17 protein-coding genes are annotated in these 16,770 nt (G+C 71.4%); 11 read left to right on the top strand and 6 right to left on the bottom strand.

The window, feature by feature from the left end; genetic code table 11:
- Positions 1 to 13 precede the first annotated feature (13 nt).
- From KO717_RS11865 to KO717_RS11850, 4 genes are all read left to right on the top strand, one after another.
- Positions 14 to 931, top strand: coding sequence for a F0F1 ATP synthase subunit gamma (locus KO717_RS11865; RefSeq protein WP_301366440.1), 918 nt, complete (start codon positions 14 to 16; stop codon positions 929 to 931).
- Entirely contained in the window at positions 931 to 2,373 is a 1,443-nt protein-coding gene (atpD, locus tag KO717_RS11860) for a F0F1 ATP synthase subunit beta (protein ID WP_030008700.1), read from the top strand. The genes KO717_RS11865 and atpD overlap by 1 nt, the downstream gene beginning before the upstream one ends.
- Before the next feature lie 140 nt (positions 2,374 to 2,513).
- Positions 2,514 to 2,885, top strand: coding sequence for a F0F1 ATP synthase subunit epsilon (locus KO717_RS11855; RefSeq protein WP_030008701.1), 372 nt, complete (start codon positions 2,514 to 2,516; stop codon positions 2,883 to 2,885).
- Between the two features lie 164 nt (positions 2,886 to 3,049).
- A complete protein-coding gene (locus tag KO717_RS11850; RefSeq protein ID WP_301366439.1) occupies positions 3,050 to 3,496 on the top strand; it encodes a DUF2550 domain-containing protein in 447 nt (148 codons plus the stop codon).
- 57 nt (positions 3,497 to 3,553) lie between these two features.
- Here the strand turns inward: KO717_RS11850 and KO717_RS11845 are convergent, their stop codons facing one another.
- The 3 genes from KO717_RS11845 to KO717_RS11835 all read right to left on the bottom strand — a co-directional run bounded on the left by KO717_RS11845 (position 3,554) and on the right by KO717_RS11835 (position 7,415).
- Entirely contained in the window at positions 3,554 to 5,407 is a 1,854-nt protein-coding gene (locus KO717_RS11845; RefSeq protein WP_301366438.1) for a glycoside hydrolase family 18 chitinase, read from the bottom strand.
- Between the two features lie 173 nt (positions 5,408 to 5,580).
- Positions 5,581 to 6,234, bottom strand: a complete 654-nt coding sequence (locus KO717_RS11840) for a response regulator (protein WP_301366437.1) — start codon at positions 6,232 to 6,234, stop codon at positions 5,581 to 5,583.
- Positions 6,231 to 7,415, bottom strand: a complete 1,185-nt coding sequence (locus KO717_RS11835; protein WP_301366436.1) for a sensor histidine kinase — start codon at positions 7,413 to 7,415, stop codon at positions 6,231 to 6,233. The genes KO717_RS11840 and KO717_RS11835 overlap by 4 nt, the downstream gene beginning before the upstream one ends.
- Before the next feature lie 163 nt (positions 7,416 to 7,578).
- On the opposite strand from KO717_RS11835, the gene KO717_RS11830 reads away from it, so the two are divergent.
- Entirely contained in the window at positions 7,579 to 8,163 is a 585-nt protein-coding gene (locus KO717_RS11830) for a hypothetical protein (protein WP_301366435.1), read from the top strand.
- 174 nt (positions 8,164 to 8,337) lie between these two features.
- On the opposite strand, the gene KO717_RS11825 is transcribed toward KO717_RS11830, so the two are convergent.
- The gene (locus KO717_RS11825) at positions 8,338 to 8,910 is read right to left on the bottom strand and encodes a cob(I)yrinic acid a,c-diamide adenosyltransferase (protein WP_301366434.1); all 573 of its coding nucleotides are present in this window, start codon (positions 8,908 to 8,910) and stop codon (positions 8,338 to 8,340) included.
- A gap of 104 nt (positions 8,911 to 9,014) precedes the next feature.
- On the opposite strand from KO717_RS11825, the gene KO717_RS11820 reads away from it, so the two are divergent.
- From KO717_RS11820 to KO717_RS11805, 4 genes are all read left to right on the top strand, one after another.
- Positions 9,015 to 9,557, top strand: a complete 543-nt coding sequence (locus tag KO717_RS11820) for a hypothetical protein (RefSeq protein ID WP_301366433.1) — start codon at positions 9,015 to 9,017, stop codon at positions 9,555 to 9,557.
- 156 nt (positions 9,558 to 9,713) lie between these two features.
- Positions 9,714 to 10,562 carry a 3-hydroxyacyl-CoA dehydrogenase family protein gene (locus KO717_RS11815; RefSeq protein WP_150259394.1) on the top strand — a complete coding sequence of 283 codons (849 nt, stop codon included), beginning with the start codon at positions 9,714 to 9,716 and terminating at the stop codon, positions 10,560 to 10,562.
- A 175-nt stretch (positions 10,563 to 10,737) separates the two neighbouring features.
- Complete coding sequence (locus KO717_RS11810; RefSeq protein ID WP_030764081.1) at positions 10,738 to 11,061, top strand: STAS domain-containing protein; 324 nt, start codon at positions 10,738 to 10,740, stop codon at positions 11,059 to 11,061.
- Between the two features lie 192 nt (positions 11,062 to 11,253).
- The gene (locus KO717_RS11805) at positions 11,254 to 13,749 is read left to right on the top strand and encodes an ATP-binding protein (protein ID WP_301366432.1); all 2,496 of its coding nucleotides are present in this window, start codon (positions 11,254 to 11,256) and stop codon (positions 13,747 to 13,749) included.
- A gap of 52 nt (positions 13,750 to 13,801) precedes the next feature.
- Here the strand turns inward: KO717_RS11805 and nucS are convergent, their stop codons facing one another.
- Entirely contained in the window at positions 13,802 to 14,473 is a 672-nt protein-coding gene (nucS, locus tag KO717_RS11800) for an endonuclease NucS (RefSeq protein ID WP_189743080.1), read from the bottom strand.
- Between the two features lie 220 nt (positions 14,474 to 14,693).
- Between nucS and KO717_RS11795 the strand changes: the two genes are divergently transcribed.
- The gene (locus tag KO717_RS11795; RefSeq protein WP_030009605.1) at positions 14,694 to 15,086 is read left to right on the top strand and encodes an SCO5389 family protein; all 393 of its coding nucleotides are present in this window, start codon (positions 14,694 to 14,696) and stop codon (positions 15,084 to 15,086) included.
- Positions 15,087 to 15,177: 91 nt separating this feature from the next.
- Here the strand turns inward: KO717_RS11795 and KO717_RS11790 are convergent, their stop codons facing one another.
- Positions 15,178 to 16,209, bottom strand: a complete 1,032-nt coding sequence (locus tag KO717_RS11790; RefSeq protein WP_301366431.1) for an LLM class flavin-dependent oxidoreductase — start codon at positions 16,207 to 16,209, stop codon at positions 15,178 to 15,180.
- Between the two features lie 229 nt (positions 16,210 to 16,438).
- Here KO717_RS11790 and KO717_RS11785 point away from each other — a divergent pair, with 229 nt between their 5' ends.
- Positions 16,439 to 16,765, top strand: coding sequence for a hypothetical protein (locus KO717_RS11785; protein ID WP_030009607.1), 327 nt, complete (start codon positions 16,439 to 16,441; stop codon positions 16,763 to 16,765).
- Positions 16,766 to 16,770 lie beyond the last annotated feature (5 nt).

The raw sequence follows: 16,770 nt of genomic DNA, 5'->3' as shown, positions 1-16,770 counted from the left end.
AGGGACCTGACTCATGGGAGCGCAGCTCCGGGTCTACAAGCGTCGCATCCGTGCCATCACGGCGACCAAGAAGATCACCAAGGCGATGGAGATGATCGCCGCCTCGCGCATCGTCAAGGCGCAGCGCAAGGTGGCGGCATCGATGCCGTACGCGACCGAGCTCACCCGTGCGGTGACCGCGGTGGCGACCGGCTCGAACACCAAGCACGCCCTGACCACCGAGGTCGAGACGCCGACCCGTGCCGCGATCCTGCTCATCACGAGCGACCGCGGTCTGGCCGGCGGCTACTCCTCGAACGCCATCAAGCAGGCGGAGCGGCTCACCGAGCGGCTGCGCGCTGAGGGCAAGGACGTCGACACCTACATCGTCGGCCGCAAGGGTCTGGCCTACTACGGCTTCCGTGAGCGCAAGGTCACGGATTCGTGGACCGGCTTCACCGACAGCCCGGCCTACGCCGACGCCAAGCGCGTCGCGGGGCCGCTGATCGAGGCCATCCAGACGGAGACGGCCGAGGGTGGCGTCGACGAGCTGCACATCGTCTACACGGAATTCGTGTCGATGATGACGCAGAACCCGGTCGACGGCCGGATGCTGCCGCTCAGCCTTGACCAGGCTCCGGAGGAGACCGGCGCGAAGGGCGAGATCCTTCCGCTGTTCGACTTCGAGCCGTCGGCGGAGGACGTCCTCGACGCCCTGCTGCCGCGCTACGTCGAGAGCCGTGTCTACAACGCACTGCTGCAGTCGGCCGCTTCCGAGCACGCCGCCCGCCGCCGTGCGATGAAGGCGGCGACCGACAACGCCGGAGACCTCATCAAGAGCCTCTCCCGGCTTGCCAACGCGGCCCGCCAGGCCGAAATCACCCAGGAAATCAGCGAGATCGTCGGTGGCGCGAGCGCCATGGCTGACGCGACCGCGGGGAGTGACAAGTAATGACGACCACTGTTGAGACGGCCGCCGCCACGGGCCGCGTCGCCCGGGTCATCGGCCCGGTCGTCGACGTGGAGTTCCCCGTCGACGCCATGCCCGAGATCTACAACGCCCTCAAGGTCCAGGTCTCCGACCCGGCCGAGGACGGCGCGCTCAAGACCCTGACCCTTGAGGTCGCGCAGCACCTGGGTGACGGCCTCGTCCGTACCATCTCGATGCAGCCGACCGACGGTCTGGTCCGCCAGGCCCCGGTGACCGACACGGGCGAGGGCATCACCGTCCCCGTCGGTGACTTCACCAAGGGCAAGGTGTTCAACACCCTCGGTGAGGTGCTGAACTACCCGGAGGAGAACGCCAACGTCACCGAGCGCTGGCCGATCCACCGCAAGGCCCCTCGCTTCGACGAGCTCGAGTCGAAGACCGAGATGTTCGAGACCGGCGTCAAGGTCATCGACCTTCTCACCCCGTACGTCAAGGGTGGAAAGATCGGTCTGTTCGGTGGTGCCGGTGTCGGCAAGACCGTTCTGATCCAGGAAATGATCTACCGCGTCGCCAACAACCACGACGGTGTGTCGGTGTTCGCGGGCGTCGGTGAGCGTACCCGTGAGGGCAACGACCTCATCGAGGAAATGGCCGACTCCGGCGTCATCGACAAGACGGCGCTTGTCTTCGGCCAGATGGACGAGCCCCCGGGCACCCGTCTGCGCGTCGCCCTTGCCGGTCTGACCATGGCGGAGTACTTCCGCGATGTGCAGAAGCAGGACGTGCTGTTCTTCATCGACAACATCTTCCGGTACACCCAGGCGGGTTCCGAGGTGTCGACCCTGCTCGGCCGTATGCCCTCCGCGGTGGGTTACCAGCCGAACCTGGCCGACGAGATGGGTCTCCTCCAGGAGCGCATCACCTCGACCCGTGGTCACTCGATCACCTCGATGCAGGCGATCTACGTCCCCGCGGACGACCTGACCGACCCGGCGCCGGCGACCACCTTCGCCCACCTCGACGCGACGACGGTTCTTTCCCGTCCGATCTCCGAGAAGGGCATCTACCCGGCCGTGGACCCGCTGGACTCGACGTCCCGCATCCTCGACCCGCGGTACATCGCGGCGGACCACTACGCCACGGCGATGCGCGTCAAGGGGATCCTGCAGAAGTACAAGGACCTCCAGGACATCATCGCGATCCTCGGTATCGACGAGCTGGGCGAGGAGGACAAGCTCGTTGTCCACCGTGCCCGTCGCGTCGAGCGCTTCCTGTCGCAGAACACCCACGTGGCGAAGCAGTTCACCGGTGTGGACGGTTCGGACGTTCCGCTCGACGAGTCGATCACCGCGTTCAACGCGATCTGCGACGGTGACTACGACCACTTCCCCGAGCAGGCGTTCTTCCTGTGCGGTGGCATCGAGGACCTGAAGGCCAACGCCAAGGAGCTGGGCGTCTCCTGATCCGGCGCGCTCCTCACGGAGCGCATCCGGTTCGCACGTTCCGAGGAGAGGGGCGGGTGTGTCCCGTCCCTCTCCCCACGCCCATTAGAATTTGACCCAACACCCGGCCGACCCGCCGGGTGGTGACCCGAGGAGCCACCTTGGCTGCTGAGCTGCACGTCGAGCTGGTCGCGGCGGACCGCAATGTCTGGTCCGGCGAGGCCACCCTTGTTGTCGCCCGCACCACGTCCGGCGACATCGGCGTCATGCCCGGTCACCAGCCGCTTCTCGGTGTGCTGGAATCGGGCCCGGTGACCATCCGTACCAGCGACGGCAACACGGTCGTCGCCGCGGTGCACGGCGGTTTCATCTCGTTCGCGGACAACAAGCTGTCCCTGCTGGCCGAGATCGCCGAGCTCGCGGACGAGATCGATGTCCAGCGTGCGGAGCGGGCACTGGAGCGCGCGAAGGCGGAGGCCGATGCGGCCGCCGAGCGTCGCGCTGATGTCCGGCTGCGCGCCGTAACGGGCTGAACGCCCGTCGGAGTTTGATCGTTTGAGTCCCGGGGGGCGACCGCCGGGACTCAGCAGACCTCAGCCGCGGTCCGTGCTGGAATTTTCCAGACCGGGTCGCGGCTGAGGCGATGCAGGTCCGTTTTTTTCTCATGTGTATTCGATGAGCGAGGAGGTCGGTGAAGATGCTCCTCGCTCTGCTTGTGAGCGGCCTGGTCGTAACCGTGGTGGTGATCGGGCTGTTCGTCTTCGGGCTGCGCCGCAGACTCATCCAGCGGTCCGGCGGCACCTTCGACTGCAGCATGCGCTGGGGTGTGTCCGAGGAGCCCGACATCTCCGGCAAGGGCTGGGTGTACGGGGTCGCGCGCTACAGCGGTGACCGGATCGAGTGGTTCCGGGTGTTCTCGTACTCCCCGCGCCCGCGCCGGCTGCTGGAGCGGTCCTCCATCGAGGTCATCGCCCGCCGTGCCCCGGAGGGCGAGGAGGAGCTGGCCCTGCTCTCCGACGCCGTCGTGCTCGGCTGTCTCCACCGGGGGACCCGCCTGGAGCTGGCGATGAGCGAGGACGCGCTGACCGGCTTCCTCGCCTGGCTGGAGGCGGCGCCTCCAGGCCAGCGGGTGAATGTGGCTTAGTCAGGGCAATGAGAAGCCGGGGAGACGGGGGCGGACCCGTCTCCCCGGCTTCGGTCTTTACTGCAGCCCGGTGTGGATCGCGTTCGCGAGCTCACCGTTCGCGGTGTCGCCGCTGAACTCCCAGAAGAAGGCTCCCTTGAGGCCCTGCTGCTTGGCCCAGGTCATCTTCCCGGCGATCGTGGCGGGGGTGTCGTAGCTCCACCAGTTGCTTCCGCACTTGGCGTAGGCCGTGCCGGCGACGGTGCCGGTGGCCGGGCAGCTGGTCTTGAGCACCTTGTAGTCCTCGATGCCCTGCTCGTACGTGCCCGGCGCGGGCCCGGTGGCGGTGCCGCCGGGGGCCGCCTGGGTCACTCCGGTCCAGCCGCGGCCGTAGAAGCCGATGCCGAGGTTGAGCTTGGCGCCGGCGACGCCCTTGGCCTTGAGCTTGGCGATGGCGTCGGCCGAGTTGAAGCCGGCCTGCGGGATGCCCGCGTAGGAGGTGAGCGGGGAGTGCGGGGCCGTCGGGCCCTGGGCCGCCCAGGCGCCGAAGAAGTCGTACGTCATGACGTTGTAGAAGTCGACGTACTGCGCGGCGCCGCCGTAGTCGGCCGCGTCGATCTTGCCGCCGCTGGAGGCGTCGGCGGTGATGGCTGCGGTGACCAGGTTGTTCGCGCCGAACTTGGCCCGGGTCGCCTGCAGCAGGTTCTTGAAGGCGGCCGCTCCGCTGGTGTCGCAGGACAGGCCGCAGGCGTTCGGGTACTCCCAGTCCAGGTCGATGCCGTCGAAGACGTCGGCCCAGCGCGGGTCCTCGACCAGGTTGTAGCAGGACTGGGCGAAGGCGGTCGGGTTGGCGGCGGCCTGGGGGAAGCCGCCGGACCAGGTCCAGCCGCCGAAGGACCAAAGGATCTTGATGTTCGGGTAGGCCTTCTTCAGCTTGCGCAGCTGGTTGAAGTTGCCGCGCAGCGGCTGGTCCCAGGTGTCGGCGACGCCGTCGACGCTCTGGTCGGCGGTGTAGGCCTTGTCGTAGTCGGCGTAGGCGTCACCGATGGTGCACTGGCCGTTCTGGACGTTGCCGAAGGCGTAGTTGATGTGGGTGATCTTGCCCGCGGTGCCGGAGGTGACCAGGTTCTTCACGTGGTAGTTGCGGCCGTAGACGCCCCAGTTGGTGAAGTAGCCGAGCTTGACCTTGCCGCCCGGGTCCGGGGGGATGACCCCGCCGGTCGTCGTCACCGTGGCCGAGCCGGAGGAGGGGCCGGTCTGGTCGACGGTGTCGCGGGCGGTGACGCTGTAGGTGTACGTCGTGCCCTTGGTCAGGCCGGAGTCGGCGTAGCTGGTCCCGGTGACCGTGGCGATCTTGGCGGCGCCCCGGTAGACGTCGTAGTTCTTGACGCCCTTGTCGTCCGTGGCCGGGGTCCAGGTCAGGGTGAGCGAGGTGTCGGCGACGTTGCTCGTGGTGGGGGTGCCGGGAGCGGTGGGGGGAGTGTCGCCGGGCTGGGTGCCGCCGTCGCAGGAGGCGCCGTTGATCTTGCAGCCGGACGGGGCGCCGCCGCCGGCGCCGTTGAAGCCGAAGCTGGCGGTGGCGCCGGGGGCGAGGGTGCCGTTCCAGCCGAGGTTCTTGGCGGTCCAGTGGGTGCCGGAGCTGGTGACGGTGGCGTCCCAGGCCGAGGTGACCGAGGTGCCCGCCGGGTAGTCCCACTCCACGGTCCAGCTGCTGAGGGTGGTGGTACCGGTGTTCTTCACCACCCACTTGCCCTCGAAGCCGGAGCCCCAGTCGGAGACCTTGGTGTACGTCGCCGTCGCCGAAGCGGCCGCCTGGGCCGGGCCGGCCAGGGCGACGAGTCCGCTGACGGGCAGGGCGAGCGCGGCCACGATCGCCGCGACTCGGCTGAAGAACCGGGTGCGCCTGGTGCGGGGTGGGGATGCTGTGCTCAAGGGTGATCCTCCGTAGGTCCGTCGCGGTCGTGGGGGCCGACTGCGACATGGGGGTGGGACCTGCGCCGCCCGTGAGCACGCTTTGTCATGGCACGCTCACCACAGTGTTGCGGCGAGCGTAGAAAGGTCTGGACCAACCGTCAAGAGGTCCAGACCGGTGCGCGCCCGTTCGCCTATATCCCCAACTCCTGTGCCAGCACCGCCGCTTGGAGTCTGCTGCGCAGCTCCAGCTTGCCGAGCAGCCTGCTGACGTGCGTCTTGGCCGTCGCCTCCGCCATCTCCAGGCGCTCGGCGATCTCCGCGTTCGACAGGCCCTCGCCCAGTGCGCTCAGCACCTCCCGCTCCCGCCGCGTGAGGGAGGCGACCGCCGCGGCCCGCTCCGGCGCCGGAGCGGGCCGCGCCGGGCGGGGCGCCGCGAACTCCGCGATCAGCCGCCTGGTCACCGCCGGGGCGATCAGGCCCTCCCCGCGTGCGACGGTCCGTACCGCCGCGATCAGCTCGGCGGCGTCCGCGTTCTTCAGCAGGAAGCCCGCGGCCCCCGCCCGCAGCGCCCCGAAGACGTACTCGTCGAGGTCGAAGGTGGTCAGGACCAGGACGTCGGCCAGGCCCTCCGAGACCACCTGACGGGTCGCGGACACCCCGTCGAGCCGGGGCATCTGCACGTCCATGAGGACGAGATCCGGCCGCAGCTCCCGGGCCAGGCGCACCGCTTCCTCCCCGTCGCCCGCCTCGCCCACCACCTCCACGTCACCCGCGCTGCGCAGGATGAGCACCAGCCCGGCCCGGACCGCGCCCTGATCCTCCGCCACCACCACCCGAATGGTCATGCCTCCACCGCCTTCTCCTCCGCGGGCAGTGTCGCCCGTACCTGCCACACCGCACCGGACCGCCCCGCCGCGAACTCCCCGCCCAGCAGCTCCGTCCGCTCCCGCATACCGATCAGCCCGGCCCCCGAGCCCGGGGCGCGGGGGCCCGGCCGGTTTCCGAAGGGCGAGTCCACCGTCACGGTCAGCAGCCCGTCGGTGTGCGCCACCCGAACCGTGACGGTGCCCGGGGCGGCGTGCTTGAGGGCATTGGTCAGCGACTCCTGCACGATCCGGTACGCGGCCAGCTCCACGGGCGCCGCCGCCGGCTCCCCGGAGGTCCGGTCGTCCTGGAGCACGAACGTCAGCCCGCTCGCCGAGCCGTTGGTCCTCGCCTGCCCGACCAGGGCGTCCAGGCCGTCCAGCGAGGGCACGGCGACCGGTTCCTTGTCACCGCCGGCATCCCGCAGCAGCCCGATCAGCCGGCGCATTTCGGCCAGCCCCTGCACGCTGTTCTCGCGGATCACCCCGAGCGCGTCCCGGCTCGTCGCGGCCGTGTCGATGGAGAGCGCGGCGGTGGAGTGGATGGCGATGGCGGAGAGGTGGTTGGCCACCATGTCGTGCAGCTCCCGGGCCATCCGGGCGCGCTCGGCCGCCACGGCCTGGCTGCGGTCCATCTCGGCCAGCAGCGCGGTCTGCTCGGCGCGCAGCCGGGCCGCCTCGGCGGCCTCGCGGTGGTTGCGCAGGGTGGCGCCGGTCAGGGCCGGGCCGAAGCTCACGATGCCGGTGATCGCACCGATCAGCAGGGCCTGCGGGGTGCGCAGCCAGGCCAGCGAGGCGATGGTGACGACGACGGTGATCAGGCCGGTGGAGACCGGGAGCCGCCGGGCCATGGCCGGTTTTCCGTACACGACGGCGGCGTACATCAGGTCGGTGAAGATCACGACGGTGGCGAGGCTGCCGACCGTGAACTGATCGGCGACCACCCCGGCGGTGCCGACGGCCAGGGTCAGATTCGGCTTGGTGCGGCGCAGCAGCTCCATCGCGCCGAGGGCCACGAGGGGGACCAGGGCCGCCCAGGCCGGCAGGAAGTCCCGGCCGGGGCTGCTGTAGACCCCGAGCGACCAGAAGCCCAGGCCGGCGGCCGTGCTGACCACCGCGAGGAAGACGTCGTCACGGTGGGGGCGCAGGCTCTTCTCGGTCACGTTCCCATCCAACAGGGTGCGCGGGCCCCGCACGTCGGCGGAGAGGCCGAGGTGCGGGTACATCGAACGATGCAGGCCCACATGGTCAATGGAGACGACGTATCGGGCCCGGCCGGACGGGAGTCTGGGAGGGAACGGAGAACCCGAGCGGACGGAGAGTCCCATGATCGTCGCGCTGATCATCGCCTGTGAGGTCGGTTTCTGGGTACTGCTGGCGGCCGGCCTGGCCCTGCGCTACCTCGCGAAGATGCCCAGGCTGGGGGCGGCGGTCCTGCTGTGCGAGCCCCTGATGGAGCTGGTCCTGCTGGTGGTCACCACGCTCGACCTCAAGAACGGCGCCGAGCCGGACTGGAAGCACGGACTGGCCGCCCTGTACATCGGCTACACCGTCGCCTACGGCCACTACACGATCAAGTGGCTCGACGGGCACGCCGCGTACCGGCTGGCGGGGGGACCGAAGCCGGCGGGTCCCGGGTACGGGAAGGCGCGGGCCCGGCACGAGTGGAAACTCTGGGTCCGTACGGTGATCGCCGCCGCCGTCGCGCTGACGCTGCTGCAGGTGGCGATCTGGTACGTGGGCGACGCGGGCGACGTCAGCTCGCTCCAGGGCTGGCAGTACGGCGCCCTGCGGGCGGTCGGGATCCACGCCCTGGTCGCCGCGGCGTACACGATCTGGCCGAGCAAGGCCCCGGCCGTCCCGGACGACGCCGGGGAGCGGCCGCTGGCCCGGACCGAGCGTCAGCGTTAAGGACGTGTCCGCAAAGTCCCGCCTGCCCCGCGGCGCCTGGCACCGCACCTCGCCGCGTTGTCGGGCCGCCCGAGTACGTCCAGTACAAGGGCGGCCCTCCGCCTTGCGATGCACGGCACCAGACGCCACGGGGGCCCGCCCTCCGGGCGGCCGGCGCTACTTTGCGGACACGTCCTAGCGCTCGCCGCCCGGCACCCACAGAACGTCCCCGACCTCCTTGTTGGCCACCCGGGCCAGGATGAACAGGAGGTCGGAGAGCCGGTTCAGGTAGGTGGCGGTCAGCGGGTTCATCACCTCGCCGTGCACCTCCAGCGCCGCCCACGTCGAACGCTCGGCACGCCGGACCACCGTGCACGCCTGGTGCAGCAGGGCCGCACCGGGGGTGCCGCCGGGGAGGATGAAGCTGCGCAGCTTCTCCACCTGCTCCAGGAAGTGGTCGCAGTCCGCCTCCAGCTTGTCCACGTAGAACTGCTCCACGCGCAGCGGCGGGTACTCCGGGTTCTCGACCACCGGGGTGCACAGGTCCGCGCCGACGTCGAACAGGTCGTTCTGCACGCGGACCAGGACCTTCACCACGTCCGCCGGCAGACCGCCGAGCGCGATCGCCGTCCCGATGGCCGCGTTGGCCTCGTTCGCGTCGGCGTACGCGGAGATCCGCACGTCGGTCTTGGCGGTGCGGCTCATGTCGCCCAGGGCGGTCGTGCCCTTGTCGCCGGTACGGGTGTAGATGCGCGTGAGGTTCACCATGCGGCCAGGGTAGACGGGCCCGCCGGGAAAATTCCGGGCGAGGTCACCGCCGCCCGCGTACCGTCCGGTGGGGGCCGCGGGCCCCGGGACGGGGGAGCGGCGAAGTGGCCGACGTGTACTACATCTGGCGCCTGGCCGAGGCCGCCCAGCAGATCGATCTCCTGGCGGGCTTCCTCGCCACCCGGCACGGGCGGCGGGACCCGGACGTCCGCGGTGAACCGGCCGGGTGCGCCCAGGCCGCGCGCGCGGCCGTGGCCGCCGGGCGCCTGGGGGAAGCCCTCGACCGCCTCGACGACCTGCGCGAGCACGCCGCCGCCTGGGCGGACCATCCGCACCATCCGGGCGAACCGGGCGCCGCCGAGCACGACGCGAGGGTCTGGGACTACGCGAAGGACATGCTGCGCGCGGAGCCCGGGCCCGCGCCGGCGTACCTCCCCACGGCACGCGACATCGTGTCGCAGCTCCGCTTCCTGCAACGGCAGATCTGTGCGCGGCCACAGGCGGACGCGCAGGCCGAGGCCGATGCGCACTACCTCGCGGGCCGCGGCGCCATGGCCGTCGAGATCGGCCACCTCGGCGCCGCGCGCAAGGAGCTGAGGCGGCTGCGCGCACTGGCCGAGAAGTGCACCGTGGCCGACGGCGGGTGAACTGGACGGCCGGGCAGGGCTGCTGGGCCGTACCGGTGTGATGTCCGTCATCTGAGACGTGACGCGTGTTACTTCACGGTCACACCGCACCGCCCGGGCGCTAGTCTCCGCCGGAGTGGCTACGTGACTGTGCCGTAGGGAAACGAGGGGTGTGTAGTGGCTGGGAAGCTCGCCGTCATCGGTGCCGGACTCATGGGTTCCGGAATCGCGCAGGTCTCCGCTCAGGCGGGTTGGGACGTCGTACTCCGTGACGTCACCGAGGCCGCGCTGACCCGTGGCACGGACGGAATCAAGGCCTCCTATGACAAGTTCGTCTCCAAGGGCAAGCTGACGGCCGAGGACGCCGAGGCCGCGCTCGCCCGCATCACCACCACCACGGACCTCGACGCGGTCGCCGACGTCGACATCGTGGTGGAGGCGGCCTTCGAGAAGATCGAGATCAAGCACGAGATCTTCCGCGCCCTGGACAAGATCGTCCGCGAGGACACGATCCTCGCCTCCAACACCTCCGCCATCCCGATCACGAAGATCGCGGCCGTGACGGAGCGTCCGGAGCGGGTCGTCGGCGCCCACTTCTTCTCGCCCGTCCCGATGATGCAGCTGTGCGAGCTCGTGCGCGGCTACAAGACGAGCGACGAAACCCTCGCCACCACCCGGGCGTTCGCCGAGTCCGTCGGCAAGACCTGCATCGTCGTCAACCGCGACGTCGCCGGCTTCGTCACGACCCGCCTGATCTCCGCGCTGGTCGTCGAGGCCGCCAAGCTGTACGAGTCGGGCGTGGCCTCCGCCGAGGACATCGACATCGCCTGCAAGCTCGGCTTCGGGCACGCGATGGGCCCCCTGGCCACCGCCGACCTCACGGGCGTCGACATCCTGCTGCACGCCACCAGCAACATCTACACCGAGTCCCAGGACGAGAAGTTCGCCCCGCCGGAGCTCATGCGCCGGATGGTGGACGCCGGGGACATCGGCCGCAAGAGCGGCCAGGGCTTCTACAAGCACTGAGGCCTGGCTCTGCCACGGAGCACCACCGTTCGAATGCCGTCACCCCTCAGGGTGAATTAGGTATCGGTTCGCTCACGGTCGGCAACTTCCCTGCCCGTGGGGCAGTCAGTTGCAGTGAGAGTTGCCGACCACGGACCAGTCGGACCATACGTACGCAGTACCGCCGGGAGTACACATGCACATCAGGGGCGACCACGCCGAACTCGCTGTCGGGGGCCGCCTCGACGTGCGCAGCGCGGCGGACGCCCGTACGGCCCTCCACTCCGCCCTCGACGACGGACAGGGCGATCTCGTCCTCGATCTCACGGGGCTCGACTCCTGGGACGCGACCGGCCTCGGCGTGATCATGGGAGCGCACCGCCGGGCCGGCCGGACCGGCCGGCGCCTGGTCCTGCGCGGCGTGCCGCCGCAGATGCAGCGGCTGCTCGTCGCGACCCGGCTGCACCGGATCCTCGCGATCGAAGGCGGCCTGGAAGCGGAGTCCCTGCCCCGCGTCTGACGGGCAGGCCGCTGACCTCCGTATTCCCTGCGCAAACGTAACGGTCCGGTGGTGATCGCACCCCTGCGGTTTCCCGCACGACCGGCCACGGTCTAGGGTTCGGGCGGAAACCGGACCGGTGGCGACAGCGGGTGCGCGAAGGCCGGGCGGTACGACGGCGAGGCGCGCGGCCCGCGATCGGGGGACTGGGTCATGGACCGTACACAGGGGCAGAGCGAGCAGCACGGGCAGCCCACGGGCGGCTCCGCGCCCGCGGCGCCCACCACGGGCGCGACACCCGCGGCGCCCGGGCCCGCCCGGGTCGTCAGCCTGACCGCGGGCGAGTTCGCCCTCACCGTCAACCCGGTCGACGGCAGCGAGATCGAACCGCTGCGCCCCGGCACCGAGCCGGCCCGGCCCGCCAAGCGCGACGCGGCCGCCCGCGCGGCCCGCGCCGCCGCCGCACGGCCGCCCGTACTGCCCGGCCCCGCCGTTCCCGCCCGCCCCCTGCTGGAGCGCGAGGAGGAGCGGGAGCGTCTGGTGCGCCTGCTGGGCCGGGGCCGGTCCGTACGGCTGACCGGTCCCTCGGGATCCGGCCGCAGCGCCCTGCTCGACGCGGTCGCCGACCGGTGCGCGGGCCTCGCGCCCGACGGCGTCGTACGGCTCAGCGGATACGGGCACCAGCAGCCCGGAGAACTGCTCCACGCCCTCTACGCGACCGTGTACGAGGCCGAGCAGCAGCGCCCCGGACGGGCCGAGCTCCTGGCCCGCGTACGGGAGATAGGCGCCGTCGTCCTCCTGGACGACCTGGAGATGGGCGGGCCCGCCCTCGACGAGCTGATGCGCGCCACCCCCGAGTGCGCCTACCTGCTGGCCGCGACCCCGGACACCCGGGCCCCCTCCGACGACTCGCACATCGAGGAGGTCTTCCTCGCCGGACTGGGCAAGGCCGACTGCCTGGAACTGCTGGAGGCGGGCGTCGGACGGCCGCTGACGGACGAGGAGACCGCCTGGGCGGGGGACCTGCGCTTCGCCTCCGAGGGGCTGCCCCTGCGCTTCGTCCAGGCCGCCGCGCTGCTGCGGCAGCGGGACGAGCTCAACCGAAGCGACGAGGACGACGAGGAGGAGGAGCCCGGCGTCTTCGAGGAGCGCCCGCGCGACGCCGTGCACGTACCGCTGCCGACCCTCGCCGAGGGCGCAGCCCCGGCGGAGCTGCTGGCCTCGCGGGTCAGCGAGTCGGCGCGCGCGGCCCTGCGGATCGCGTGCGCGCTGGGCGGCGAGCTGCCGCACCACGCGCACCTGCCCGCGCTCGTGGGGGACACCCACGCCGACACGGCGGTGGCGGAACTGCTGGGCTGCGGGCTGCTGACGCCCGTCGGGACGCGGTACCGGCTGGCGTCGGGCGTCGCACGGCAGCTGGAGGAGGTCGGCTACGGGGACACCGCGTCGGAGGAGGCCCGTACGGCCGCCCGGCACTACGCCTGGTGGACCGGGCACGCCTCGGTGGTCCCGGCGCGCGTCGCGGCGGAGGCGGACGCGGTGCTGGCGGCGCTGGCCGGTGCGGACGTGGTCGCGGCGGTGCTGCTGGCGCGCACGGCGGCTCCGGCGTTCGCGGCCTCGCTGCACTGGGAGGCCTGGGAGCGCGTGCTGCGCTCGGGAGCGGAGGCCGCGCGCAAGGCCGGCGAGGTCGCCGAGCAGGCCTACTTCCATCACGAACTCGGTGTGCTGGCCCTGTGCGAGGAGCGGTTGGACCGGGCGCGGGCCGAGCTGGAGACCTCGATCGGGCTGCGGGGCGCCCTGGCGGACAAGCGGGGCACGGTCGCGGGGCGGCGGGCGCTGGCGCTGGTCGTCGACCGGGAGACGGCCGGGGCGGCCGTGTCACCCCCGCTGCGACTGGAGGCGCCCGCCGTTCCGGCGGCGGCTCCGGAGGCCGTCACGGTGGCCACCCCGGCCGCTCCCGCCCCCAAGGCCGCCCTGGGGCCCAAGGCGGTGGCCCCGGCGGCCTCCGAGGCCCCCACGGCCAAGGTGGCCCCCGTGGCTCCCACGGCCAAGGCGGCCCCCGGGCCCCGCGTCGCCCCCGTGGTCCCGGTCTCCGCGGAGGCGGTGACCCGGATGACCCCCGTCGTGCCGGTGACCGCCCGCTCGGAGGCGCCCACGACGCTGTCCGAGGTCTTCGAGGACGCCTTCCCGCTGAATCCGAAGCCCGCGCCGCCCGCCGCGCCCCGGCCCGCCACCGCACCGGTCCCGGCGGCCCGCGGCCGTCGCCGGCTCGTGCTGCTGGCCGGCGCGGGCGCGCTGACGGTGGTGGTACTGGGCACCGTCGTGAGCCTGGCGCTGAGCTCCTCGGACACCGCGCCGCCGGCGCAGGAACCGGCGGTGTCCGCCACCCCCACGGTCACGGAGTCAGCCACGACCGCCGTCAACAGCGGGAACGATCCTGCACCGGAGCCGCCCGTATCGGCCCCGCCGGCGGAATCCCCGGAGCCCGGGCAGAGCGCCGCCCCGACCCCGGGCCGCAGTCCCGCCCGTACCCCGTCGCGCCGCCCGTCCCCGACACCGCCGAAGTCCCCGCCGGCGACGTCCGTTTCGACGCCGCCGACGACGAGCGCCGAGCCCTCGCCCACCCCGACGGAGACCGCCGCGCCGTCGCCGACGGCCACCACCCAGACGGGTACGGGCACGGCCGTCCCGCCGGCCACCGACCGGTGAACGACGACGGCTCCGTCCCTCGGGACGGAGCCGTCGTGCGTACAGCAGCGGGTCAGAACAGGCGGAGCTTGTCGTCCTCGATGCCGCGCAGCGCGTTGTAGTCCAGGACCACGCAGTCCATGCCGCGGTCCGTCGCCAGGACCTTCGCCTGCGGCTTGATCTCCTGGGCCGCGAAGATGCCCCGGACCGGGGCCAGGTGCGGGTCGCGGTTGAGGAGTTCGAGGTAGCGGGTCAGCTGCTCGACACCGTCGATCTCGCCGCGGCGCTTGATCTCCACGGCCACCGTCGCGCCCGAGGCGTCCCGGCACAGGATGTCCACCGGGCCGATCGCCGTCATGTACTCGCGCCGGATCAGCGTGTAGCCCTCGCCCAGCGTTTCGATGCGGTCCGCGAGGAGTTCCTGGAGATGTGCCTCGACGCCGTCCTTGATGAGCCCCGGGTCGGTGCCCAGCTCGTGGGAGGAGTCGTGGAGGACTTCCTCCATGGTGATGATGAGCTTCTCGCCCGCCTTGTTGATGACCGTCCAGATGTTGGCCTCATCGCCGCTCCCCTCCTTGAGGGTGCACGGCGGCGACATCCAGTTGAGCGGTTTGTACGCTCGGTCGTCCGCGTGGATCGAGACACTGCCGTCGGCCTTCACGAGGATCAGACGGGGTGCCGAGGGCAGATGGGCGGTGAGCCGGCCCGCGTAGTCGACGGAGCAGCGGGCAATGACGAGACGCATGGTCGGCAACGCTACTCGACGAGAAGGCCTTCACGCGATTCGCCCCTGAAAGCCCCGTTCGCCGATGGCGCGTTGTATGCGCATTCTCCTGGTGCGTCACCGATGGGACGCCTACCGTGGTGAGCGGGAGGTTGTCGAGCGTGCACTCTGCGTCGCGACCTCCTTCCCTGCCCGTAAGACTCCGGCAACCCAAACAGCCGGGGTCGCGAGAGGAGAACCCATGTCGCTCGACGTCTCACCGGCCCTACTCGAACAGGCCGAGCGAGGCGAGGTCGACGAAGCCGCTTTCGTCGACTGCGTCCGGACCTCCCTGCCCTTCGCCTGGGAGATGATCAGCTCGCTGGTGGCTCAGCTGAAGGTGGACGGCGGAGAGTTCGCCGACAACCAGACGCCGCCGCCGGACGAGCAGGCGCGGGGGCAGCTGCTGCGCGCCCTCGCGAGTGACGCGATACGCGGTGCGCTGCAGCGGCACTTCGGAGTGCGCCTGGCATTCCAGAACTGTCACCGGGTGGCGGTGTTCCCGCTGGATCCCTCGGTGGACGACCGTCTGGCCAAGTTCACTTCGATCCGCGGCCAGCTGCTCAACCAGTCGCCGGAGCTGCGCGACTGCTAGGCCTGACGGCCGTGTCCTGGCCGCCTCTTTCGGATCATGCCGCCCGGGCGTGATCCGAAAGAAACGGCCCAGGTGGGGCCGGCGGGCCCTCTCAGCCGAGGCGGGGAAGGACTTCGGCGCCGAGCCGGCGTACGTTCTCCTCCGTCGCGGCGAGATCGCCCGAGCCCTCCGTCAGGAGGGCGAAGCGCGTGATGCCCGTCCGTGCCGACGTGGCCGCCAGCCGGTCCGCCGCCACCTCCGGGGTACCCACCGGGTGCAGGTCGCACAACAGTTCCGTGTAGGCGACCGGATCCCGCATCCCACGCACCCGGCCGTCCACCGTCACATGCGCGTCGAGGCCCTGCTTGAGCCAGCCCGGCATCGCCTTCAGCAGGGTCTCGCGTGCGTCCGCCGTACGGTCCGCGATCTGGCACACCCCGGCGGAGACGTGTCCCGCGGCGGCCACGTGCTCGCGCGAGTGGCCCGCCGCCAGCGCCGTGCTGCGCCACAGCGCGACCATTTCGGCCTTGCTCTCGTCCCCGCAGTGCATTCCGAGGAGCATCGGCAGCCCCCGCTCCGCGGCCATCCGTACCGACGCCGGTGAGGTGCAGGCCACGATGACCTCGGGCCCCGCCGCGTCCCCGTCCAGGGCCTCGGAGGGCCGTGGTACGACGTCCACCTCGCGGAACGCGTACCGCTCGCCGGCGGCGCCCACCCGCGCCCGGGTCAGCCAGCGCCGCAACAGGTCCAGGGCCTCCGGGAAACCGTTCTCGTAACTGTCCAGGCCGCCCCCGAACACCTCCAGGTCGACCCACGGCCCGCCGCGGCCCACCCCGAGGGTGAACCGGCCGCCCGAGGTCATGTGCAGCAGGGCCGCCTGCTCCCCGAGCGCCACCGGGTGCGTGCTCGGCAGCACGCTCACCGCCGTGCCCACCCGCAGCCGGCGGGTCCGCCCCAGCAGCAGGGCCGCCAGGGTCACCGCCGACGGGCAGACCCCGTACGGGACGAAGTGGTGCTCGGCGAGCCAGACCGAGTCGAGCCCGGCCTCCTCGGCCACCTCGGCGGTCCGCACCGCCCGGTGCAGTGCCTCTCCCTGTCCCTGGCCCGGGAACTGGGCCGCCAGTACAAACGCTCCTACGCGCATCGCCTTTAGCCTCCTCGCGGCTGACGCGGCCTCCCCCAGGTGGACCGGTTCTTCCTATGGCAACAACGTCTGACACGTGCCAAAGGCACGGGCTGACACGAAAGTTATTGGGATTGTCGGGCCATTCCTCTTCGCGCGGCCGCCTTCCTCAGCAACCCTGCGGGTACCCGGCCTCGCTGCGCGTAGTCTGGGAGAAAGTCACTGCCGTCCGCCCATCCGTGAGGTATACGTGTCACCGCGCAACAACCGCCCCAGGGGCGGCGAGACCCCGGACGAACGCCCCAGCACCGGCCTCGACCGCTACGGGCTGGAGCGCACGGAGGAGTACCAGGGCGAGGACTGGAAGGTCCGGCACGTGGCCGGCGCGAGCGCGGCGGGCAAGCGCTACCGCTGCCCCGGCTGCGACCAGGAGATCCCCTCCGGCACCCCGCACCTGGTGGCCTGGCCCGAGTACGGCGGCGTGGACGACCGCCGGCACTGGCACAAGGCCTGCTGGAACGCGAAGGACCGCCGCACCTCGAAGGTGCAGCGGTCCCGTAACGCTCCCAGGTACTAGTACGC

It is taken from the genome of Streptomyces xanthophaeus (genome assembly GCF_030440515.1).
GTDB lineage: Bacteria > Actinomycetota > Actinomycetes > Streptomycetales > Streptomycetaceae > Streptomyces > Streptomyces kutzneri.
The sequence above is the reverse complement of the archived record's forward strand: the minus strand, read 5'-3'. Positions and strand labels throughout refer to the sequence as shown.